Source organism: Methanosarcina vacuolata Z-761 (assembly GCF_000969905.1).
Classification (GTDB): domain Archaea; phylum Halobacteriota; class Methanosarcinia; order Methanosarcinales; family Methanosarcinaceae; genus Methanosarcina; species Methanosarcina vacuolata.
This window is the reverse complement of the sequence record NZ_CP009520.1, coordinates 625,343-649,556: the sequence shown is the minus strand read 5'-3', so window position 1 is coordinate 649,556 and position 24,214 is coordinate 625,343. Positions and strand designations below refer to the sequence as shown.

21 protein-coding genes and 1 tRNA gene are annotated in these 24,214 nt (G+C 40.4%); 20 read left to right on the top strand and 2 right to left on the bottom strand.

The genetic code is table 11. The annotated features are described in order from the left end of the window. Positions 1-178 precede the first annotated feature (178 nt). Positions 179-1,750, top strand: a complete 1,572-nt coding sequence (serA, locus tag MSVAZ_RS02885) for a phosphoglycerate dehydrogenase (RefSeq protein ID WP_048117825.1) — start codon at positions 179-181, stop codon at positions 1,748-1,750. Positions 1,751-2,124: 374 nt separating this feature from the next. Then, positions 2,125-2,628, top strand: a complete 504-nt coding sequence (locus tag MSVAZ_RS02880) for a DUF2240 family protein (protein WP_048117823.1) — start codon at positions 2,125-2,127, stop codon at positions 2,626-2,628. A gap of 229 nt (positions 2,629-2,857) precedes the next feature. On the opposite strand, the gene MSVAZ_RS02875 is transcribed toward MSVAZ_RS02880, so the two are convergent. Continuing rightward, positions 2,858-4,501 (bottom strand): alpha-keto acid decarboxylase family protein, encoded by a 1,644-nt coding sequence (locus MSVAZ_RS02875; protein ID WP_232316194.1) that lies wholly within the window; start codon positions 4,499-4,501, stop codon positions 2,858-2,860. 670 nt (positions 4,502-5,171) lie between these two features. On the opposite strand from MSVAZ_RS02875, the gene MSVAZ_RS02865 reads away from it, so the two are divergent. The 18 genes from MSVAZ_RS02865 to MSVAZ_RS02770 all read left to right on the top strand — a co-directional run bounded on the left by MSVAZ_RS02865 (position 5,172) and on the right by MSVAZ_RS02770 (position 20,457). Continuing rightward, positions 5,172-5,552 carry a 50S ribosomal protein L18e gene (locus MSVAZ_RS02865; RefSeq protein WP_048123592.1) on the top strand — a complete coding sequence of 127 codons (381 nt, stop codon included), beginning with the start codon at positions 5,172-5,174 and terminating at the stop codon, positions 5,550-5,552. Positions 5,553-5,562: 10 nt separating this feature from the next. Then, positions 5,563-5,985 carry a 50S ribosomal protein L13 gene (locus tag MSVAZ_RS02860; protein WP_048117815.1) on the top strand — a complete coding sequence of 141 codons (423 nt, stop codon included), beginning with the start codon at positions 5,563-5,565 and terminating at the stop codon, positions 5,983-5,985. A gap of 13 nt (positions 5,986-5,998) precedes the next feature. After that, complete coding sequence (locus tag MSVAZ_RS02855) at positions 5,999-6,403, top strand: 30S ribosomal protein S9 (protein ID WP_048117809.1); 405 nt, start codon at positions 5,999-6,001, stop codon at positions 6,401-6,403. 4 nt (positions 6,404-6,407) lie between these two features. Beyond that, a complete protein-coding gene (locus MSVAZ_RS02850; protein WP_048117805.1) occupies positions 6,408-6,596 on the top strand; it encodes a DNA-directed RNA polymerase subunit N in 189 nt (62 codons plus the stop codon). Position 6,597: 1 nt separating this feature from the next. After that, positions 6,598-6,672 (top strand) — tRNA-Pro (locus MSVAZ_RS02845). A gap of 113 nt (positions 6,673-6,785) precedes the next feature. Beyond that, entirely contained in the window at positions 6,786-6,968 is a 183-nt protein-coding gene (locus tag MSVAZ_RS02840; RefSeq protein WP_048108139.1) for a DNA-directed RNA polymerase subunit K, read from the top strand. 71 nt (positions 6,969-7,039) lie between these two features. Next, positions 7,040-7,783 carry a 30S ribosomal protein S2 gene (rpsB, locus tag MSVAZ_RS02835; RefSeq protein ID WP_052725315.1) on the top strand — a complete coding sequence of 248 codons (744 nt, stop codon included), beginning with the start codon at positions 7,040-7,042 and terminating at the stop codon, positions 7,781-7,783. A 71-nt stretch (positions 7,784-7,854) separates the two neighbouring features. Continuing rightward, the gene (locus tag MSVAZ_RS02830) at positions 7,855-8,652 is read left to right on the top strand and encodes an MEMO1 family protein (RefSeq protein ID WP_048117803.1); all 798 of its coding nucleotides are present in this window, start codon (positions 7,855-7,857) and stop codon (positions 8,650-8,652) included. 259 nt (positions 8,653-8,911) lie between these two features. Continuing rightward, the gene (locus MSVAZ_RS02825; RefSeq protein WP_048117800.1) at positions 8,912-9,817 is read left to right on the top strand and encodes a mevalonate kinase; all 906 of its coding nucleotides are present in this window, start codon (positions 8,912-8,914) and stop codon (positions 9,815-9,817) included. Positions 9,818-9,913: 96 nt separating this feature from the next. Beyond that, entirely contained in the window at positions 9,914-10,696 is a 783-nt protein-coding gene (locus MSVAZ_RS02820) for an isopentenyl phosphate kinase (protein ID WP_048117798.1), read from the top strand. Positions 10,697-10,699: 3 nt separating this feature from the next. Beyond that, positions 10,700-11,797: a type 2 isopentenyl-diphosphate Delta-isomerase gene (gene fni / locus MSVAZ_RS02815; protein WP_048117797.1), complete on the top strand. Its 1,098-nt coding sequence runs from the start codon at positions 10,700-10,702 to the stop codon at positions 11,795-11,797. Between the two features lie 1,505 nt (positions 11,798-13,302). Next, positions 13,303-14,646 (top strand): RNase J family beta-CASP ribonuclease, encoded by a 1,344-nt coding sequence (locus MSVAZ_RS02810; protein ID WP_048117794.1) that lies wholly within the window; start codon positions 13,303-13,305, stop codon positions 14,644-14,646. A 35-nt stretch (positions 14,647-14,681) separates the two neighbouring features. Continuing rightward, on the top strand, positions 14,682-15,647 hold the full coding sequence (locus MSVAZ_RS02805) for a polyprenyl synthetase family protein (protein ID WP_048117791.1): 966 nt from the start codon (positions 14,682-14,684) through the stop codon (positions 15,645-15,647). A 1,899-nt stretch (positions 15,648-17,546) separates the two neighbouring features. Continuing rightward, positions 17,547-18,038: a winged helix-turn-helix domain-containing protein gene (locus MSVAZ_RS02790; RefSeq protein WP_048117784.1), complete on the top strand. Its 492-nt coding sequence runs from the start codon at positions 17,547-17,549 to the stop codon at positions 18,036-18,038. A gap of 11 nt (positions 18,039-18,049) precedes the next feature. Further along, positions 18,050-18,388, top strand: a complete 339-nt coding sequence (locus tag MSVAZ_RS02785; RefSeq protein ID WP_048117782.1) for a DUF3467 domain-containing protein — start codon at positions 18,050-18,052, stop codon at positions 18,386-18,388. A gap of 788 nt (positions 18,389-19,176) precedes the next feature. Then, complete coding sequence (locus tag MSVAZ_RS02780; RefSeq protein WP_048117779.1) at positions 19,177-19,611, top strand: hypothetical protein; 435 nt, start codon at positions 19,177-19,179, stop codon at positions 19,609-19,611. Positions 19,612-19,866: 255 nt separating this feature from the next. Then, positions 19,867-20,034, top strand: coding sequence for a hypothetical protein (locus MSVAZ_RS02775; protein ID WP_157205997.1), 168 nt, complete (start codon positions 19,867-19,869; stop codon positions 20,032-20,034). Positions 20,035-20,247: 213 nt separating this feature from the next. Continuing rightward, on the top strand, positions 20,248-20,457 hold the full coding sequence (locus MSVAZ_RS02770; protein ID WP_048117775.1) for a hypothetical protein: 210 nt from the start codon (positions 20,248-20,250) through the stop codon (positions 20,455-20,457). Positions 20,458-21,284: 827 nt separating this feature from the next. Here MSVAZ_RS02770 and ppdK read toward each other — a convergent pair. Then, positions 21,285-23,930, bottom strand: a complete 2,646-nt coding sequence (gene ppdK / locus MSVAZ_RS02765) for a pyruvate, phosphate dikinase (protein WP_048117772.1) — start codon at positions 23,928-23,930, stop codon at positions 21,285-21,287. Positions 23,931-24,214 lie beyond the last annotated feature (284 nt).

The following is a 24,214-nucleotide window of genomic DNA, read 5'->3' as shown; positions in this document are numbered from 1 at the left end:
GAGGATTTACAAGGTCTGCGGGAGAATCCATGCAGGGAAAGAAAACCTGCGTTATAGATAAAATTAGAAGGGATTAGTCTTATATATGTGTGATAATGCTTAAGTGTGATTAGGTTAATTGGTATTCTCTGTTAAAATTTAATATCTCATATTTATTGTATTAATTGGAGAAATTGACATGAAAGTATTGGTCAGCGACTCACTCTCCAATGAAGGTTTGGAGATTCTAAAAGAACACTTTACGGTTGATGTTTCCACCGGGCTTTCCGAAGAGGAGCTGGTGAAAAAAATTAAGGATTACGATGCTCTTGTAATACGCAGTGGTACCCATGTTACTCAGAAGATAATCGAAGCTGCCGACAACCTGAAAATTATCGGGAGAGCCGGGGTCGGAATTGACAATGTGGATGTGGATGCAGCTACAAAGAAAGGCATTATTGTGGCTAACTCTCCCGAAGGCAATATGATTTCGGCAGCAGAGCACACAATTGCTATGATGATGGCAATGTCCAGGAATATTCCCCAGGCAAATGCTTCCCTGAAAGCCAGAGAATGGAAACGTAGCAAATTCACAGGTGTCGAGGTCAAAGGTAAGACCCTGGGAGTCATAGGTCTCGGAAGAATCGGTTCCGAAGTCGCAAAAAGGGCTTCAGGGCTTGAGATGAACCTGATGGGGTATGATCCTTTTGTTTCTGAAAAGAGGGCTATTGAGCTTGGTGTCAAACTAGCTACAGTTAATGAAATCGCAAAAGAAGCCGACTACATTACAGTGCACACTCCTCTTATTAAAGAAACCAGAAACATTCTTGATGAAGAGCAGTTTGCCCTTATGAAGCCTACAACCAGGGTTCTCAACTGTGCCCGCGGCGGCATTATCAACGAAGAAGCTCTGGCAAAAGCTCTTGAAAGCGGAAAAATAGCCGGTGCAGCAATAGACGTTTTCATTGAGGAGCCTCCTTTTGACAGCCCTCTCCTTAACTTTGACAACGTTGTAGTAACCCCTCACCTTGGTGCCTCTACACAGGAAGCCCAGGTTAATGTGGCAGTAGATATTGCAAAGGAAGTAGCGTCTGTCCTCACAGGCGGATCTGCAAAGAACGCAATCAATATCCCCTCAGTAAAGCCGGAAGCTATGGCAGTCCTTGCCCCTTACATCAGGCTCTCGGAAATTATGGGTAAGATTGCAGGGCAGCTCGTAGACGGAAACTACGAAAAAGTCGAAATCGGATATAATGGAGAGATTTCCGGAAAAGATACAAGACCTCTTACAGTCTCGGCTCTCAAAGGGCTGCTTGAAATGGCTCTCGGTTCCGGAGTTAACTATGTCAATGCACCCACTCTTGCAAAGTCCAGAATGATTGCAGTCGTGGAAAGTAAATCAGAATCTTCTGAGGAATACTCTTCAACTATCAGTATCAAACTTAGCAGCAACGGCAAGACAAAGCTGGTCGCAGGCACTGTTGTCGGAGACGATCCAAAGATCGTCGTAGTCGATGATGACAGAGTAGATATCTTCCCTGCAGGCCATATGATTTTTGCCAAACACATCAACAGGCCCAACGTTATCGGACCGTGCTGCATGGTACTCGGTAAAAACAATATCAATATTTCAGGCATGCAGGTTGGCAGATCAGAAATTGGAGGCGTGACCATGATGGTTCTTAACGTAGACTCCGAAGTTTCGGACCCAATTCTTGAGGAAGTCAGGAAAGTCGACGGAATCCTTGATGCCAAACTTGTGACACTCTAAACTTTCCTTTTCAGGAAGACTTTACTCCGGCAGAAGTTCAGGGTAGAAAATCCTGAGCCGGAGACTTTAAATTTTTGAGTCTTTAATTAAATTTCTTGATTTTAGATTTATTTATCTTAAACGTTTATATTACATTCATAATAATATTCATTTTTCCAATAATATTATACACTTAAAATATTATACTCTCAACAATATTATGCTTTCAACAATATTATGCTTTCAACAATATTATGCTTTCAACAATATTACACACTTAAAATATTATGCTTTCAACAATATTATACTCTCAACAATATTATACACTTAAAATATTATACTCTCAATATCAAATTAAACTCTCCGTGCCATATCAATTTTTATGGGTGCAGTTGATGGAAGAACTTAAACGCGTAGTCTCCGCTCCTTTTAAAAAAACTCTTGCAACTTCTCTTTCAGAAAAGGATTTTGAGTATTCCCTGGCTTTTGACCTGAAATGGTTTTCCCCGAAAACTGCCTCAAAAGTAAAGGAAAAAGCCCTTGAAACAGGTGTTCTCATACTCAAAGCCGGGGTTCTTGTGCCCGGTTTTGATGTGGAAAGTATCCGGGTTCCACATGCTTTCAAACCGTCGGAGAATTTTCTTGAAAATCCAGACAGTTCTGAAGAAAAAGCGCATATGAAAGAAGAAATTTCCTTTGAGCAAGTTCTGGAATTTATCTCCGCAGACATTGGGATAAGCCGGCAAAAATTGGTTTCTGAGATTAATTTCATGCAGGACCGGCTTTCCTATCTTGTGGATATCCGGATCGTGGCACTTATTGTAGCAAAAAAGGTCGGATGTGACATTTCGGGAATTTATGACAGGGTTTCGAGGTCGGTACTTGGCATATCTTATTAATAGATTTCTGAAACCACTCAACAGAAGATAACCAATATCTGAAACTACTCAACAGAAGATAACCGATATCTGAAACTACTCAACAGAAGGTAACCGATATCTGAAACGACTTAAAAAGAAAAGAAGTTGCAGTTGTCTCAGGCAGTTAAATTTTATTCAAACATATTGGAGAAAAGTTGTCTGAAGGAACAACTTCCCCTAACTCTATAATAAACTTAAATTATACTTTTTACAAGTTTTTGTGAATCTTTTCCATAAGCGAGGGAGCCGATAATATCGGTGTAACTATTTCTATGTATGCGCCTGTTTTAGCATTATCCAGCTCTCTCATTACCTTATCAAGGTCCCCGCAGGTAGTAACCTTTCTCGTAATCCAATCATTGCAGCCGAGAACCTCCGGTAATTTATAATATTGCCACTCTGCAAGGTCATTATAGCAGTAATCTAATTTTTCAGACAGCATTCTTTCTATCAGGTAGCCGTGATTATTCAGCACGAAGATAATCGGCTTCAGACCATGACGATAAAACTGGCTGATTTCCTGAGCAGTCATCTGGTGTGACCCTTCTCCAGTAATAAGAATTACTCGCCTGTCAGGTGCAGCCAGTGCAGTGCCAAAGGAAGCTGGAGTAGCCCAGCCAATTGCTGCCCAGAGCATCTGGTTCTCGAACTTAGTTCCTTCTGGCAAAAGTAGGGGCAGTAACCCATAAAAGGATGAGCTTGAGTCAGCTATGATTATGTCATCAGGCTTAACGAACTCCGCATACTTCGCGTATAAATAGTCAGCCGTTATTGGATCTTCAGCATCTACCTCGGGAACGGCGGGACGGCTGGCAACAGGGCCACTGACATCGGTACGCTTGTTAAGCCTTCTGGAGAGTTCCTCCAGTACATCAAGCATTTTTACATTGATATAATCAGTATACCCTATATGGACACTTGAAGGCATGATATTGATAATTCGGGACTTATCCAGCTTAGCCGTGAACTTGCCTGTGTTAACATCAGATAGGATAGTGCCTATCGTAAGGATACAGTCGCAGGATTCCACAAATTCCCGGATTTCAGGATTGATAAGTTTTCCCATATATAATCCCAGGTAGGAGGGATTAGTCTCGTCAAGCACTGACTTATCCAGAGCCATAGTAACATAAGGCAAGCCCGAAGCATTAATTACAGCCATAGATAAGTCCTTGAGGCCAAACCGGTCAACAAGAAAACCCGGCATAATACAGGCTTGCTTTGCATTCGAGAGTTTACCTGCAATAATCGAGACCACCTCTTCAAGAGTTGCAGGATCGCTTTTTACAGGTTTTCTTGCAGGTGCCGTAAAGGATGAAATATCTGCATTCACATAGTCATGAGGTATTGCAATGTAGACAGGACGGTGGTTTTCCAGAGCCGTTTCGATAACACGCTCAACTTCCTGAACGCAGTTTTCCGGAGTAAGCATCGTACTTGCACATACTACTGGTGCAGCCATCTCCATAAATATACTTGATTCTCCGTCGCCCAGCGAGTGATGCACTATATCATGTTTCTTCTGTGACTGTATTTTTGGCATTCCGACAATATGGAATACCAGATTGTACTCCGCGTAAGAGCCTGCTATACCGCATAGTGTGGAAAGTTCACCTACACCAAAAGTAGTAGATAGCGCTGACATACCTTTAATACGAGCATAACCGTCAGCAGCATAAGCAGCGTTCAGTTCATTGCAGCAGCCTATCCAGCGAAGCTCTTTATCATCACATATGGCGTTGTTGATCGGAAATGCAAAGTCCCCTGGTACGCCGAAAATATCCCTTATCCCCAGTTGCTTTAATCTATCCAGAAGGTATTGAATAACTGTCAGCATGCTAATATCACCCATTTCCTGTCTGCGAATTTCTGTCTGCGAATTTCTGTCTGCGAATTTCTGTCTGCGGATTCCTGTCTGCGGTTTTCTGCCCGCTTATTTCATATTTTGTACCAGGCGCAGTAATATATTAGTGACACTCATAAGGAATTCTAGCTTCATTTGCCGCCTGATTATAGAGCGGATATTGCCTGATTATAGATCGGATACTAATTGTATGCGAGATTTTCCCGCCTTCCTGAAACTGATTATCCCCTATATTCCCTAGATTCCCTAAACACTGATTATTCCCTAGATAGTATAATTTGTTTAATATTATAAAAATAGAATTTCTATCTAATACATTCTATCTATACAAGTTAGTTTCCAGGTTAGTTCCAAAAGCAAGTATTATAATTAATGAGTAAATCGAAGATTGAGACTATAAGCAAACAGAAACAAAAAAATATCAGAGACAAAAGAAGATTATTATTTGGAATTCTTGTAAATAGGACTAATGATGCACATAATCTTTATGTACTAGAAATGTTATTCACATCATACCAATTCCGACTAATCGCTTGTTCTTTAAATTTGCTGCTTCTGGATCAAGTTCCAAAGGGGCAGCTATAGCGATGTTCGAACGCGATAGGGAATTTTTTTCCGCGTGAGTGAGGTTTATACAAATCTTGCGGAGGAACATACATTGGGTAAAAGATCACTGGTAAAACTGACAAGAAAAACAAATCCAAGAATCGTTTCCCTGATTCTTACCCTGAAGGAGAGGGCAAATACAAATACCGCCCCCATCTGGAAGGATATCGCGGGACGTCTTGAGATGCCGTCCAGAAACTATGCGGCTGTGAATATAAGTAAGATTAACAGACACACGGCAGAGGACGATGTTCTGCTTATTCCGGGAAAAGTGCTGGGCGCAGGTCTCCTTGACCACCCTGTAACTGTTGCGGCTTTAACCTTCAGTGGCTCCGCAGTTGAAAAGATCACTGAAGCCGGTGGCAAGTGCCTGAGTCTCGAAGAGATAATGGATGAAAATCCAAAAGGGTCCGGTATCCGGATTTTCCGCTGAGGTGTCGAAGATGACGGTTATCGATGCAAATGGGCTTATTCTAGGACGTCTTGCAAGTACAGTTGCAAAACAGTTGCTTTCAGGAGACGAAGAGATATATATTGTAAACGCTGAAAAAGCTGTAATTTCTGGCTCAAGGGCGACCACCCTCAAAGAATACCGGCAAACCCGGGAGAGAGGTAGTATGGAATTCGGGCCTTACTTCCCGAAGCGTCCGGACCGCATCCTTAAGAGGACTATCCGTGGCATGCTGCCCCATAAGAGAGCAAGAGGCAGGGACGCAATGTCCAGGCTTAAGGTCTATGTAGGTGTTCCCTCTGAATTCAAGGACACTGAAGCAATCACAATTGCAGATGCCGATATGAGGCTTCTAAGTTCAAGTAAATATATTGAACTTGGTGAAGTGAGCCAGAAAATGGGTTCAAAATTTTAAAGGGTGAGTCCTCATGGTCAAAGTAGTTAATTCATCTGGAAAGCACAAGACTGCAACTGCACGTGCAACAGTCACAAAAGGAACCGGAAAGGTCAGGATCAACAAAATTCCTCTCGAGCTATATACTCCAGAGCTTGTAATGATGAAGATCTCAGAACCCCTGCTGATCGCAGGAGATGAAGTGGTCTCCGGACTTGACATTAATGTAGATGTCAGGGGCGGCGGAATTATCGGACAGGCTAATGCGGTAAGGACCGCAGTTGCCAGAGGTATTGTGGAATGGACAAATGACACAATCATCAGAGATAACTTCGCAAGCTATGACCGCAATTTACTTGTAAGCGATTCCAGGCAGAAAGAATCAAAGAACTTTGGTGGACCCGGAGCAAGGGCTAAATACCAGAAATCTTACAGGTAAGACTATGATCCCAGTCCGATGTTTCTCATGTGGAAAAGTAATCTCAAACTATTGGGATGAGTACAAAAGACGTGTCAATGATGGCGAAAACGCTGCCGTGGTATTGGATGATCTTGGGATCACCCGCTACTGCTGCCGCAGAATGTTTTTAAGCCATGTTGAACTCGTTGATGTGCTTTCGCCGTACCAGTAAAGGGACCGTAGGGTAGCTTGGTCCATCCTTCGGCGTTCGGGACGCCGGAACCTGAGTTCGAATCTCAGCGGTCCCATACCCCTAGTTTCAGGGTGCTGGTTTTAAGGCATGTACTGTAAAATATCAAACTTATCATGATTATTAATTATCGGAATTCATCGGAGCGTTTTTAAATTTCAGGGTGATCAGTTGGTCAAGGAAAAGTATACCCGGTTCGAGCGTGCACGGATCATAGGTGCAAGAGCATTGCAAATTGCAATGGGAGCTCCTGTCCTTGTTGAAGATGACGGGCGGCTGGACCCTCTTAATCTTGCTATTGAAGAGTTGAAGGCCGGAGTTATTCCTATAACGGTCAAACGTAAAACCAGTTAAAAACGCAGTGGGATAACATTTTCAGAAATTGAATGTGTTTTATTGTTGATTCTATATTATGAGGTGACTTTATGGAGGAAAATGAGCAGACAGGGCAGGAGGAAAATAACGAACAGCCTTTGCCTGAAGAAGATGTCGTGGCTGAAGTAAAACCTGCACCTGAAAAGGAAGCCGCAGCAAAAACCGGATCTGTGCCTGTAGAAGCAGAGGAAGAAGAGCCTTCTGCTAAAGAAGGTTCTACATCTCTTGTTTCTATTGACGAATACCTGGCAGCAGGCGTTCACATAGGCACCCAGCAAAAGACCCAGGACATGATGCGTTTCGTATACAGGGTCAGAACTGATGGATTATATGTGCTTGACATCCAGTCAACAGATGAAAGAATAAGAGTTGCAGCAAAATTGCTGTCTCACTATGACCCTTCAAGGATCCTTGTGGTTTCTTCAAGGCAGTACGGGCAGCATCCTGCAAGGATGTTTTCCAGATCATTAGGCACAAGAGCAATGCTCGGAAGGTTTATCCCAGGGTTACTTACAAACCCTCAGATCCATGGTTTCTTTGAGCCTGATGTTGTGATCGTAACCGACCCTGCAGGCGATGCCCAGGTACTAAAGGAAGCTTCAAGCATCGGGGTGCCTGTTGTAGCACTCTGTGACACTAACAACCTGATTTCAAATGTGGATCTTGTAATTCCCACAAACAACAAAGGTAGAAAAGCTCTTTCCCTTGTTTACTGGCTGCTTGCAAGGGAAGTTTCCCGGCTTAACAGTACTCCTTTCAATTACGAGTTGACTGACTTCGAAACACCTCTCTGATTCCGAAAGGCAGCCCTGCAGACTGCAAGGATATATAAAAAATAGCCCGTATCTTATATGGGTGATCATAAATGAGACAGCCAGCAGTTGCAGGGCAGTTCTATCCCCTGCGTCCTGAAAATCTGGAGAAAGAACTTAAGCAATGTTTTGAAGGTCTGGAGATCCGGGAAAGAAATATCCTGGGAGCAGTTTGCCCGCATGCAGGATATGTCTATTCAGGGAGAGTTGCTGCACACGTTTATGCAGCTCTTCCCAAAGCCGACACATATGTTCTTTTTGGTCCCAACCATACGGGATATGGTTCACCGGTATCAGTATCCACAGATACCTGGAAAACCCCTCTGGGAACTCTCGAGGTTGATCGGGAACTTGCCGAAGGGCTATCAGGAAGTATTATTGATTTAGATGAGCTTGGGCACCGATACGAGCATTCGATCGAAGTTCAGCTTCCTTTCCTTCAATACCGCTTTGATCAAGATTTTAGGATTCTTCCTATTTGCCTGGGTATGCAGGATGAAGAGACCGCAATTGAGGTGGGAACCCTTATTGCCAACCTTGTTTCAAAAAGTGGGAAGAAAGTGGCCTTCATCGCATCCAGCGATTTTACTCATTATCAGCCTGCAAACCTTGCAAGGGAAACGGATAACGAAATTATAGAAGCTATCCTTAATCTGGATGTTCCAGGAATCTATGAAAGGCTTTATAGAAGAAATGCATCCGTATGCGGATATGGCCCTATTTCTGCGATGCTAACAGCCTCAAAGAAGCTTGGTGCAACCCGAGCCGAACTACTTAACTATTCAAACAGTGGGGAGGTTTCCGGAGATATGAACGCAGTTGTAGGATATGCCGCAATTATTGTGGAGTAAAAGAAATTCCGCAGAAAAACGGAGTACATCTGTTTTTAATTCAAGATACAGCAACACTTACCTGTTCCAAATAAATTTTTTACGGATTTCAGACTTTATTAACCTGATCCAGGTCTGTAAAAAATAAAACAATAACAAATAAATTGAATAATACATTAAATAAATTTATTACTGAGTTGGAAGACAATATGCTTTCATTTCGAATGTAAATTCATTACTTTATATCTTAAATCGAATTTATGAATTTCAGAGGAGTAATATGATTTCGTGTTCTGCCCCCGGGAAAATTTATCTTTTCGGAGAACATGCGGTTGTCTACGGAGAAACCGCAATAGGATGTGCAATTGAATTAAGGACCCGTGTGCGGGTGGAATTATGTGACTCTATAATAATTCAGTCGGAAATTGGCCAAACAGGGATTGATTTTGAAAAACATCCTTATATCTCCGCAGCCATTGGGAAAATTAAAGAAATAGTGCCAATCGAGGGTGTTTATCTGAAAGTTGATTCTGAGATTCCGGTGGGCTCGGGACTCAGTTCATCTGCCGCTGTTACGATTGCAAGTATAGGTGCACTCAATAAACTGTTTGGCTGTGGCCTCTCTCTCGAAGAAATCGCTAAAATGGGGCATGAAATCGAAGTTCAGGTGCAGGGAGCTGCAAGTCCTACTGACACTTATGTTTCTACATTCGGAGGGGTTGTGACCATTCCAGATAGGAGAAAGCTGAAGACGCCTGATTGCGGGATAGTTATCGGGGATACAGGAGTTTTCGCTTCTACAAAAGAGCTTGTAACAAATGTGAGAAAACTCCGTGAAACTTATCCACATCTTATAGAGCCTCTAATGGTTGTCATTGGAAGAATTTCCAAAACCGCAGAACCCTTTTTCCAGACAGGAGATTACTTTTCAATTGGCAAACTTATGAATGTGAACCAGGGCCTTCTGGACGCACTTGGTGTAAATACTTATGAACTTTCCAAATTAATATACTCCTCTCGGGGAGCTGGAGCCTTCGGAGCAAAGAGTACAGGAGGTGGAGGTGGGGGATGTATGGTTGCCCTTACAGCACCTGACAAATGTACACAGGTTGCTGAAGCCATTGCAGGTGCAGGGGGCAAAGCAATCATAACAAAACCCACGGAACAGGGCTTAAGGTTAGAATAAATAACTCAAACCTTGAGCTCTTGGAGTTTTATTTCATAATTTCGCATTATTCATAAAGGAAGCTTGAAATTTTAAAAAGGTATTAAGTGATATTGCATGAATGTCTCAACCGAACCTGTTATCCTGAAACTTGGAGGCAGTGTCATTACTGACAAAGCCGCAGACCAAGGTGTTGTAAGAGAGGATGCCCTCCTGAGAATTGCAAAAGAAGTTTCCGAATACAGGGGAAAAATGATTATTGTACATGGTGCAGGTTCTTTTGGGCACACTTACGCTAAAAAATATGAGCTTGGCAGGGTTTTTGATCCTGAAGGAGCAATTGTAACACATGAATCTGTCAAGAAACTTGCATCCAGTGTGGTAGATGCTCTAAATGAGTACGGAGTACGGGCTATAGCTGTACATCCTATGTGCTGTACGGTTTGCAGAAACGGGCGGATTGAGAGTATGTACCTTGACAACATAAAGCTCATGCTCGAGAATGGGCTTGTCCCGGTGCTGCACGGAGATGTTGTTATGGATCTCGAACTCAGAGCGTGCGTGCTCTCAGGAGACCAGATAGTCCCCTATCTTGCAAAAGAACTCAAGATTACCCGGCTTGGGTTAGGCTCGGCAGAGGATGGAGTACTTGACAACGAAGGAAAAACCGTACCTGAGATAACCCCCAAAACTTTTGAGAATTTCAAGCGTTACATAAAAGGGTCGGGAAGTACCGATGTTACGGGCGGCATGCTCGGGAAGGTGCAGGAACTTCTGGAACTTAGCAAAACGTCTTGTATTACATCATATATATTCAATGCCAAGAAAGAGGATAATATATATCGGTTCTTAAATGGGGAATCTATGGGAACCACAATCAGTCCGGACAAAAGGGTATGAAATATGATTAGCACGACCTCAAAGCGAAAGATCGAACATCTGAAATTATGTGCTGAAAGCCCGGTTGAATCCCGAAAAGTCAGTGCGGGCTTTGAGGATGTGACCCTGATCCACAGGGCGCTTCCGGAACTCGATATGGATAAATTGAACCTGTCTATAGACCTTCTTGGAAAACGCCTGCAAGCTCCTTTTCTGATCGCTTCGATTACTGGAGGTCACCCTGACACTACTCCTGTAAATGCTGCACTTGCCGCTGCGGCTGAAGAGCTGGGGGTAGGAATTGGCGTTGGAAGCCAGAGAGCTGCAATTGATGACCCTGCCCAGGAAGAGTCTTTCAGGGTTGTCAGGGAAAAAGCTCCGACTGCTTTTATATACGGAAATGTGGGCGCTGCTCAGATTCGCCAGTATGGGATTGATGGAGTTGAAAAACTCATAGAAATGATCGATGCCGACGCCCTTGCTATTCACCTTAATTTCTTACAGGAAGCCATCCAGCCAGAAGGAGATAGGGATGCAACTGGCTGTCTTGAGATGATAAAAGAAATCTGCTCCGTACTGGGCAAGCCAGTAATCATTAAAGAAACAGGAGCCGGGATCTCAAGGGAAGATGCCATTCTCCTCCAGAAAGCAGGCGTGTCTGCAATTGATGTAGGTGGCGCGGGAGGCACAAGCTGGGCAGGCGTCGAGGTCTACCGGGCCAGGAAAAGTGGAGATTATGCCTCCGAAAACCTTGGAGAACTTTTCTGGGACTTTGGAATTCCCACTGTTGCCAGTATTATAGAGTCCAGAGTCTCCCTTCCAATTATCGCAACCGGCGGGATCAGGACAGGGGTTGAGATCGCAAAATCCATTGCTCTCGGAGCCAGTGCGGCAAGTGCAGCCCTGCCTTTTGTAGGCCCTGCCCTTGAAGGAAAAGAATCGGTTGTCAGAGTCCTTTCCCGCATGCTGGATGAACTCAGGATTTCGATGTTTCTCTGCGGCTGTGCAAACATACAGGACCTGCGTAATGCACCTGTGGTTGTTACTGGCTGGACTCTTGAATATTTAGGGCAACGTGGCTTTAACGTAAAAGACTATGCCATAGCAGGAGACTCGTTCTGAATCCGGCCGCAGAATTCGGTTTACTTGTACCTGTAATCTGTATTAAGCTCTAATCTTTATTAAAATTCGGATAATAGCGGTAAGATATAATAGCAGATATGTTAATTAGAAGGGTCGTTCTACAACAATATTTATACATAATATGAAGGTAATGTTCGGGAATAAATCGTTGATATAAACAAGCGGTGTTGATATAAACAAGTGGTCCGTATTCCGAATCCTGGAAAACTGACTCAGGACCATACGGACAAACATAGGATTCACCTGAATGATCTGGAATTAGAGCAATTTTACACTGGATCTGCTTCAGGTTCATAAACTACAAGATATATTAGTTGTTGTAAAATCAATGAAATTCAGGAGTTAGTTTCATAGAATTACTGTAAAATTCATTAAATTAAGGAATTATTTCGCAGTTATTCAGGCTGAAATTGTTTAGTATGAAGCGATTTCATTATAGAAAATAGAAAAATTATGATAATTGTAGAATCAGGAACTTTCTGATGAGGTTAGAATCACCTGATAAGATTATCATGATAGAAATTATCCAGATGAGAATGGATTGCTGAGAAGCAGATGGGATAGAATCAAAATAGATTAGAATAAATTAGAATATATCAGAATAAATTAGAAGAAATTAAAATAAGTTAAAATAAGTCATGATAACTCAGAATAGGTTGTAATGACTCAAAATCGACCATAATAACTCAAAATCGATTCTAATAACTTAGAATAGACCATAATAAGTTATGATAACTCAGAATAGGCCATAATAGCATAGAATAGGCCAGATGAATCAAGCCAGGAATTAATTAGAATAGGCTATAATAACTCAGAATAGGTTAGAGTGGATTGAATCAAGCCAGGAATTAATTAGAATAAACCAGAATAAAGCCATGAATAAACCAAAAAACCAGGTATAAAAAGCCCCAATAATAAAACCAGGAATAAAAAAGCCCCAGTTATAACAAAACAGGTTGCTGAATAAGCTCTAGAAGAATCTGCTAAAATAGAAAAGCGGATATTTTCAAAGTCTTTAAAGGCGGAAATCTAACTTTACAGGATTGAGAAAATTAGGTTCTTAAGAAATACTAACCAGTAAGAGAAGAGCATGTAAAGGCTCCTGTTAATTGAAATAATAGCAGATTTTGTTTGATCTGGAAGGGTAGAATCCTTTAAAGAAATGTGTATCTAAAGAATAGGGAATTTAAAAGGCATTCCCGGGGCAATTCTGGAACGTGCTTAACAGGCATTTGAGTATCTGGTATAAACCAGATATATTAAAATAGAATTCTTCTGCAAGAGATGTATCCTGATTCGTCTCATCGGGGGTGGAGTTCTTCCTGCAACAGAGCTGGATATGGCTGCTCTAAGGCTAATTCTGTGTTAGATTCGATGCTATGCTATACCATTCACATCGCAGCTATCATTTTAAGGTCATCACCTGATCCATTTTCTGAGGATTGGGGTTCACAAGGATAAAAAAATAAATAAGAGGTAAAAATATGACTGAAATAGGAATTGTTGCAGTCGGCGGTTACAATGAGATGGGCCGTAACATGACTGCAGTTATTGTAGGCGAAGATATCATCATTCTGGATATGGGGCTTCGTCTCGATAGGGTTCAGATCCATGAGGATGTTGAAATTGATAAAATGCATTCTCTCGAACTTATCGAGATGGGAGCAATTCCTGATGATACTATTATGAAAGAAATCAATGGAACTGTCCGGGCAATTGTCTGTACTCACGGGCACCTTGACCATATAGGTGCAATTCCGAAACTTGCCCACAGGTATAATGCTCCAATCATTTCTACACCGTATACAACGGCCCTTATCAAACAGCAGATCGAGGCCGAACGCAAGTTTGAGGTTTGCAACAGGGTTATTCCGTTGAATGCAGGTGGAACATACCAGGTTACCGAAGATATTTCCATCGAATTCATTAATGTCCAGCATAGTATAATTGACTGTGTGCTTGCAGCAGTTCACACCCCAATTGGAGCGGTTCTTTACGCCTGCGACTTTAAGCTGGACCGCACTCCGACAATGGGTGAAGCTCCTGATTTCGAGCGTCTTAAAACCCTCGGGAGGGAAGGAGTTGTTGCAATGATTGTAGAGAGCACGAATGCCGGACGTTCGGGGAAAACTCCGTCGGAACAGATCGCAAAGGATATGGTCAGGGACGTGCTGCTTGGAACAGAAGAGTCAGAAGTAGGAATGGTTATTACCACCTTTGCCTCCCACATTCCCAGACTAAAAGCAATTATTGAAGCTGCTGGGGAAATGGGCAGGATTCCTGTCCTCCTGGGACGTTCAATGGAACGTTATGTAGGAGCTGCTAGAGACCTTGGCTATCTGGAACTGCCTTCCAATGTAGAGATGCACGGCCAGAGAAAGGATGTAGATAGAGCTCTCAAACGCATTATCCAGGACGGAAAGAACAAGTACCTTCCAATCGTCACCGGGCACCAGGGTGAACCAGGTTCCATACTTGTGCGCATTGCAAATGGGGAAACTCCGTATACAATTGAGCCAGGAGATAGGGTTATTTTCTCTGCAAATGTGATCCCGAGCCCAATGACTCAGGCTAACCGCTATGCCCTTGAGACCAAGCTCAAGATGCGGGGCGCCAGGATTTATGACAACGTGCATGTGTCAGGACATGCATATAGGGAAGACCACTGGGAACTCCTGCGTATGGTAAATCCTGAACATGTGATCCCTGCCCATGGGGATATGGAGATGCACGGACACTACATCGAGATGGCGGAAGATGCCGGGTATGTACTTGGAGATACAGTACACCTTCTCAGAAACGGTGAAGTGTTATATATAGAAGAATAACTCTATAGGAAATCATTCCGTACCTCGTGATATTTATGACGTTAGTTGATGAGATCAAAAAAAGAAGTGTCCATGTTGACGCCGCAATTGATGAACTGCTTCCGGTAGCCCATCCAGAGGAGCTATATAAAGCCTCCCGCTACCTGGTAGATTCAGGAGGAAAGCGCCTCCGCCCCGCAGTTCTTATTCTGGCAGCTGAAGCTACAGGCTCTGACCTCAAGTCTGTCTTACCTGCAGCGGTGGCCGTGGAACTTGTACATAATTTCACTCTGATCCATGATGACATAATGGATAAGGATGATATTCGCAGAGGGAGACCTGCAGTCCATATGATATGGGGTGAAGCTGGAGCAATTCTTGCAGGTGATACACTTTATTCCAAAGCCTTTTCGATTCTGTCAAAAGTTCAAAATGAGCCTTCAAGAATTTTAATATGTATGGACGTTCTTTCAAAAACATGTACCGAAATCTGTGAAGGCCAGTGGCTTGACATGGATTTCGAAAAGAGGGAAAAAGTTAGTAAAGCTGAATATATTGAGATGGTGGAAAAAAAGACCTCAGTTCTTTATGCAGCTGCAGCCAAGATTGGGGCTCTTCTTGGAGGAGCTTCTGATGAGATTGCTGAAGCCTTATCCGAGTATGGGCGCCTTATAGGGATCGGGTTCCAGATGTATGACGATGTTCTGGATATGGTCACCCCGGAGGAAGTTCTCGGTAAGGTAAGAGGCAGCGACCTTATGGAAGGGAAACATACCCTTATTGTAATCGACGCTTTCGAAAAAGGTGTGAAACTGGACATTTTCGGAAAAGGAGAAGCTACTCAGGAAGAAACTGACGAAGCCGTCCAGATTTTAACCGAATGCGGATCAATTGATTATGTAAAGGACCTTGCAATTTCATATATCAAAGAAGGCAAAGCAAAACTGGACGCTCTGAGGGACTGTCCGGAAAAGGAGCTTCTCCTTCAGATTGCTGATTATATGATCTCAAGGAACTACTGAAAGCCGCCCAAACAGCAGAAGGCTTCAGAGAAGGTTGCGGCTAATTGAGGCCGCAATAACTTATATTTTTTATAACTTTTTTATTGACGAGTTCATCCCGAAATCAATTTTACTCTCAAAACCCGTAAAGTTTCAGAATTATTTTCTGTGATCTGAAACTTGATTGGTGATTCGAAATACAGCATCTTGAAAAGCAGTATTAAATTTCGGTTTTAGTTTATTATAGGCATGAAACTTTAAATTAAATTTCCTGATTAGAAAAGAGCTATGATTGACTTGAAATCTTTTACGTCAAACAATTTTTCGGTTGAATTCAATTTTTGAGATGATTTATTTAATATAATTTATGCTATTACTATGTGATGGAGTTTGGGAATAGAGATGGGGTATCATCGAAAAGAAAAGAATTTCCTGGGGGTTGTTGATTCTTCTTCGAATCAATGTGCTTGGGGGAGCATAAATTCGGAGAGACTGTATTGGGGGGATACAGTAGATACAGCACCCTGGGCTTCTTCTTGTATTAAGTATTCAAAAGATTCTTTCTCAAATTTAGGAGAGTCTTTTATCGAAGTTCTTTATTAAATTTGAGAACAGTCTTTTAATCAAGAAAGTCTTATTTTAGAGGGTCTTTGCATAGCTACTTTTTAGAGCCTTGAAAACTATTTTTTTATACTATGTGGAATTTTTTTAATTTAGCATGAAAGTACGGAACAAAACTGTCTCTCAGTGCTCCTTTTGATTTTCGGCTCCTTATCAAATTCAAGCCTTCTATGGCAATTTACTGATTAGTTTAGCGATGGTTTGAAAAACCATAGTTAGGACAACCTTACTACTCAAGGTAATGACAAGATCAATAGTCAAAAAAGGGTGAGGTGAGAAGTACTTTCATTTCTTTGTGCCTGTTATTCGAAGAATTTCATGTGCGTTTAGTTTATGTGCGTTTAGTTTATGTGCGTTTAGTTTATTCCTCAGTCAGGTTCTGTAACGTCTTCGTCAGTTTTTAAAAAGTTAAAAGCCCTGTAACATTTCGTCTGTTTTTCGAGAAAAGTTAGTGCAAAAACGTAAAAATCACATTATAAAAATAGTTGTTACTATTCAGGTACCTTAAATCGACATCAAAAGCCGTAATTTAGAATGTTTGGCATTTACAATACACTTCAGTCAATTTTATAAATTGATGACAACTGAGGTCATTTTTAATTTTGCTATGAATCCCTTATTAGACAGATCCCTGTGACCAAAATCGATGTTAGTTGACGTATTTAGGGTACCTGAATAGTTACAAATAGTTTATCAATGTTTTTTGTATTTTATATTTAATGTCTGCATATCAATAAAGTCATGTTGATCTGAATATCTCTTTAATACTTCTAGGATGTAAGGATAGCATTCTTGATGGAAACAATAATCTGGTCTGGATTGTGCTGGATATATATCTATAATCTTTAGTTTGTATAATCTATCGATAGCTTTTCTCATCAGTCCAATTTTATTCGACTTTACACCATGAATAAGGCTTTTTTCATCATAATGTCCGTTTCTACAAAATCTAGGTTTATAACATAATTTATACAGGATCATCAATTCATATTCATTAAACTCGATATTTTCCCAGTCTATAACCATCTAAAAAATCAATAATCTTTAACAATATATAGTTGATGTTTATATCAGTTAATTATATTTTTTACTGTCAATTCTATTTTACAGTTATACAACAGAATTAAATACCATTATTTACGTATATGCAGTACTAATTATGACGTAACACAAGATACAATAAAGGTACCAAACAGTCTACTGTATTTCCCATTGTTAATAAATTGTTTTTCTAAATGAGTTTTAACATACAATGAAAGATTAATAAAGTAATTTATTACATGAAGTGGAGAAATGGATATGGCATTGCAGGACTTCTTGGGAAAAACAATTGAAATAAAAATTATTGATTTCTTAGCAGAAAATCCAGCATTTACTTATAATCAAACTGAAATTGCAGAATGTGTGGGAATATCGAGACAAAGCGTAAATTCCAAATTGCCTGAGTTAATATATAACGGAATAATTGAAATTAAAGAAAAACATAACAATGCAAATTGTTATCAACTTGCAAAAAACGACATTGTAAGAAAATTAATTGGCTCAGTGTTTGAGAACGGTTTATTTGTTTCAGAGTATGAAAATAATGAAAGTATAGTTATATCAGATTTGAAAAAGGCAGTTGGGCCAATTCCACATTACGAAGTGATTGAATGTTTTTATTATCCTAATAAAACATCAGAGCTCATGTTTTCAGAAAGATCACCTGATATCATCGATGAACTAGAATTCCCAATTAAGAAACTAAACGGTGAAAAATATATTATAGATACTGTCGCTGCATCTGCTTAACGAGGTATTATATGGACGAAAATTATAGTAATGAGGGGGTAGAGCCAAAAATGGGAGAAAAAATAATAAAACAGGTATCAATAGCTCGCACTCCAATTTTCAGAAAAATCTATGCAACCAATCTTAACGTCACAAGTACTGATTCAGATTTTCGCATCGAATTATTTAATGAAAAATTTGAAACTGATGATAGGGTACTGTTTCACAGCGACGGTCTTGTAATATTGACTAACCAGGCAGCAAAAAAACTACTTGAAAATTTAAGTGAAAAAATAGACGAATATGAAAAAGAGAACGGAGAAATTTTAGTTGACGAAAATAGAATGAAAGTCGACTTAAGTTCTAAATAATAAATAAGTTATCGATTTAAACGTTGTCAATAAAAATTTAATAACTTTTGTTACTATTCAGGTACCTTAAATCGACATCAAAAGCCGTAATTTAGAATGTTTGGCATTTACAATACACTTCAGTCAATTTTATAAATTGATGACAACTGAGGTCATTTTTAATTTTGCTATGAATCCCTTATTAGACAGATCCCTGTGACCAAAATCGATGTTAGTTGACGTATTTAGGGTACCTGAATAGTTACTAACTTTTTACTTTATTTTTACTATTTACGCGATTATTTTTCTTCTACGGCTTTGCACCTAAACTCTCTTTTGCACTTAATGTTTGAGGTTGCATCTAAAGTCTGAATTTTCTAAAAAGTAGTAAGTTAGCCCACATTCCGCAGATGTACACAAATGTCGAATTTATTTGCCTAATTGTCCAAAATACCCTTATTAGAAAATGGACTAATTTTTAAGCTACTGCCATATTGAGAAAATTGATGGTATTTTTGTGTACATCTGCGGAAAGTAGGAGTTAGTGTTGTAACACGAATTAATTTATTGAACTGTTGTAAATAATAGTTGTACTTAATAAGTTATATCCCTAAGTGAATTTATTTTCCATCTATATATTATTAAAGTAATACTTTTGAAAACCTGTTATACAAAAAAAGGAACTTGTTATATAGTCTAATTATTAGACGAACGTTTAGAGAAAGTTATAGATGTGGGATACATTTAAATAATATTAAGTCTATTATTTAGACATTGAAGGTTTTATTAAAGACGACAGATGATATTACATGACCGCTCTATCAGAAATTTTTGGAGAATGCCCTCAAGTTAAAATCTTAGAAGCGTTTGCTGAAGACAATAGAGGTATGCTGTATATTGCAGACATCATTAGAGTAACCAAACTCTCAAAGATGACTGTTAATAGTTATATTCACAAGTTGTTAGACGAAAACATAATTCAAAAATCAGAGAAAGCGGGAAAAATACAGTATTATGAGCTCAATAAGAATAACCCAAAAGCAAAGATCATCTTGTCTCTTGTAAAACATATTAAGGATCAAAATTTAGAGGGGTTGATGAATAAAGATATAATAAATGACACTAGAGTATCTAATTCTACGGGTTTTACCAATGATGAATTTAGTAATGCATATTACGATACCCAATCGAGTTATGAACACGGAACAATGACAATAAACTATACTGATTATAAAAAGAGGTGAGATCAGTTGTAGTTCTTCAAAGTTTAAAGGATTAAATGATCGTGACTCATTTAATCCTTTAAAAAAGAGATCGCATCCACTCATAATAAGGACACGTCATTAAAAGCCTAATATTGTATACTGCGTTTCTAGTATATAATTTTGATGACTCCCTAGTTTTGATCAGTGGATGCTTTTTCGTTTGAATGTCTTAGAAATAATAACCCATGGTGATGTTCTTCAAATGTCGAACAGATGATCCATATATATCCAAACATGATTGAAATTATAATTGAAAAACTCTATGTTAGGGAAGTATCACTTGAAGGAATATACCTTCAAATGACTGCATTTGATGCAGCAATTGTTATCTTGATAATAATTGTTGTAATCCTATATATTAAAAAGCATACAAGTGTATCTAAAAACTTTAGGAGTAGATGATTCTTTCAGAGATGGGATCTCCCATCTCAACACTTGTTAGTAACAAAATTGAAAATATATTTCAAAGATGCTTAACGTACTGAAAATTTGTGTTACTAGAGCCAGACGACTTGTTACATACTTATTAGAATGCTTATAACAGACTAAGACGTTACAGAACTCATGAGCGCAAGTTATTTATAACATAAAGGGGAAATAGGATTCCGTATTCCTTTGAGAGAAAAAGGAATAAAACTTAGAATAAAGGAGAACCAGTTAATGAATAAAATGACAGAGAAGAAGCTTTCAAAGCAAATTTCACAAGGATCTTTGTTTGGGAATGGGATGCTTTTAACCTCTGAAGAACTTTACACAAGATGTTGGGGCCATTCATGCAATACTAGTCTAAACTTAAAAACAAATTGGAAAAAAGGCACATGTTAAAAATTTGTTAATAAGCAACCTTTAGACAACCTCAAGAAAATTATTCACATATTAATAAAAGCCAACTTGAAAATAGCGAAACCACAAAATGGGGTATAAAATGGAATACGAACTCGAAGAAGTAGAAAGAGATTACATCATGTTTAGAAAAGAAATGGGAGAAGAATAAACTCGAAAGAGTAAACTACCTCTCAATAGTCTACCAACATATCAGACAACCTCCAAAAAACAATCTTCATAGAAAACCTCCATAAAAAACCTCCATAAAAAACCTCCATAAAAAACCTCCATAAAAAACCTCCATAAAAACAATCCAAACAAATAATCTGCAAAAATATCTAAAGACTTGCGTGAGTTCGTCACAAAACTTGACAATCGTTCAAAATTCAAGGCTCAGAAAAACAATTTTGAGTTTTGTGATGAACTCAAAACTAAAATAAAAATATAAGGAGTTTTATTCATGAAACATTTAAAAATATGCCCAAAATGCCACGCTAAACTGAAACTGCGCTCAGACGGCGAGATCCAGTACTGTAGTATTTGCAAGTATTGGACAAAAGTAGGTACTGCAAGACTCGATTCAATAATGATTTTTGGATGAGGAATTTACATGAAGCTCGACGTAAAATGACAGCATTAACCCTCAACAAGGGTTACAGCATAATATTTTTTAAGGGAATATTTCTAAGAATAAGGATTGCCAGTAAAGAATTTTTCAGAAATTATAGAAAACGCAGTTAAAATTTCCAAAAAAGGATTTACAAAAAAGGGTAATATGGACAGGACGAATCCTGCCTCTTTTTAAATTAACATTGAAGTAAAAACTTTTACTTTCTTGACTCAATTGTGCTCTGTGCAGCTACGAGCCTTGCAATCGGAACTCTGTAAGGAGAGCAGCTTACATAGTTAAGGCCTATTTCATGGGCGAAGTGAATAGATCTTGGCTCTCCGCCATGTTCTCCGCAGATACCCATTTTAAGATCGGGTTTGACTGAGCGGCCTTTTGATATACCGATTTTCATGATCTCGCCAACGCCTTCCTGGTCCAGGACTGCAAACGGATCGTGCTCAAGAATTCCTGCTTTCTGGTAGATAGGCACGAATTTGGACACATCATCACGGCTGAACCCGAAGGTTGTCTGAGTCAGGTCGTTTGTCCCGAAGGAGAAGAAATCGGCTTCCTGGGCAATCTGGTCTGCGACAATTGCGGCTCTGGGCAGTTCGATCATTGTTCCTACTTTGTAATCGATCTTTACGCCTTTCTCAGCCATGACTGTCTCTGCCATCTTGCAGACTTCTTCCCTGGTAATGGAAAGCTCTTTTACAAGGCCCACGAGCGGAATCATGATTTCAGGAACGATCTGCATACCCTCATTTGTAAGTTCACAGGCTGCTTCCATTATTGCACGGACCTGCATATCATAGATTTCCGGATAGGTTATTCCGAGCCTGCATCCCCTGTGGCCAAGCATAGGGTTGAGTTCTTTGAGGGAAACAACACGCTTGATGACCTTCTTTACCTCATCGATCTTTCCGCAGTCTCCTGAAACTTCGAGCTCCCTGAGCTTTGCATCGAGCTCTTCCTTGTCAGGAAGGAACTCGTGGAGAGGTGGATCAAGCAGCCTGATAGTAACAGGCAGGCCTTCCATGCTGCGGAAGATTCCAAGGAAGTCTTCCTTCTGCATAGGAAGTAATTTTTTGAGGGCTTTCTTCCTGGACTTTTCGTCTTCGGCCATGATCATTTCCCTTACTGCAGGAATCCTGTCTTCCCCGAAGAACATATGTTCAGTTCTGCAAAGTCCTATTCCCTCAGCCCCAAGTTCACGGGCAAGGCCTGCATCTGCCGGATTGTCTGCGTTTGTTCTCACTCCGAGAGTCCTGATATCGTCAGCCCAGAGAAGAATCTTCTTCAGATCATCACTAATTTCAGCATCGATCAGCTCGACTTTCCCGATGATTACACTGCCTGTACTTCCATCAATGGTAACATAGTCATGTTCCTTGATAGTGTGACCATTTACCATGAAGAGGCCGCTCTTTATATCAATGGAGATATCCCCGCAACCTACAACACAGGGCTTACCCATGCCTCTTCCAACGACTGCTGCATGAGAGGTCATTCCACCGCGCACTGTAAGGACACCCTGGGCAGCTGCCATTCCTCCGATATCTTCAGGGGAAGTTTCGGTCCGGACGAGAATTGTCTTTTCTCCTTTCTCAGCCATTTCCTCGGCTGCTTCGGCAGTAAATACAACTTTCCCGACAGCAGCTCCGGGTGATGCAGGAAGTCCCTTTGCGATTACTTCCAGTTTTGCATTGGGGTCAATTCTGGGGTGAAGGAGCAGGTCGATGTGTTCGGCTTTAACCCTTGTGACTGCGGTTTCCTTATCAATCAGCCCTTCTGCTACCATGTCAGTTGCTAACTTTACGGCGGAGGCAGCTGTACGTTTCCCAGTCCTGGTCTGCAGCATGTAGAGTTTTCCTTCCTGGATAGTAAACTCTATATCCTGCATGTCTTTGAAGTGGTCTTCGAGCTTCCCACAGATATCAACAAGCTGATTGTAAGCTTCAGGGATCTTATTCCCAAGAGTATCAATAAAGTCCGGAGTTCGGATGCCTGCAACAACATCTTCGCCCTGTGCGTTGATAAGGTACTCTCCGAAGAACTTCTTTTCTCCTGTAGACGGGTTTCTTGTAAAAGCAACTCCTGTGCCTGAGGTATTGCCTCTGTTCCCGTAAACCATGGTCTGTACATTGACCGCTGTGCCCCAGCTGTCATCGATTTCGTTAAGCTTTCTGTAAGTGATAGCCCTTGGATTGTTCCAGGAATCAAAAACAGCATCAATTGCCATCTGGAGCTGGACTTTTGGATCCTGGGGGAAATCAAATCCTTTTTCGAGTTTAATTACTCCCTTGAACCTTTCAGCCAGATCTTTCAGTGCTTTTGCATCGAGATCGGTGTCAGATTCGACTTTAAGTTCTTTTTTCTTGTCCTCAATAAGAGACTCGAACTTGTCGAAGTCAATTCCCAGAACTACATCTCCAAACATGGAGATAAATCTGCGGTAACAGTCGTAAGCGAACCTTTCGTCATTGACCTTATTTGCGAGTCCAAAAACAGATTTGTCCGTGAGCCCAAGATTAAGAACGGTATCCATCATCCCCGGCATGGACACCCTGGCACCGGACCTTACAGAAACAAGCAGTGGATCTTCTGGATCCCCCAGCTTTTTGTTGTTTAAGGTCTCGAGCTTATCGATCGCTTCTTCAACCTGTGTGAGTACTTCGTCAGAATATTTTTTACCTTTCAGATAAAGTACACAAACTTCGGTTGTTATCGTAAAACCTGGTGGTACGGGAATTCCGAGGTTTGCCATTTCGGCCAGGCCTGCGCCCTTACCTCCAAGTAAGTCTCTCATACTAGCTTTGCCATCAGTTACATCCTTTCCAAAAAAATATACGAACTTGGACAATGAGTCTCCTCCTTAGAATGAGATCATTAATCGGAGTTAGTTGACTATAATGACCATAATTATGGTCTGATTGCTGCCAACAATGTCCATTTAATATATAAGGTTGTGGTTTCCTTTTCCTAGTTCTTATATTCTACTATATTAAATTAGTTGAAACCAACATATAATATAGTTCTTGCGATATCTTTATATATAATGAACATAGACTACATATGCTTTTCAGTTTACAATATGTAGCCGTATTTATGGTGACAGAAAAACATGCTCAAAGCCAGGAGATTTTT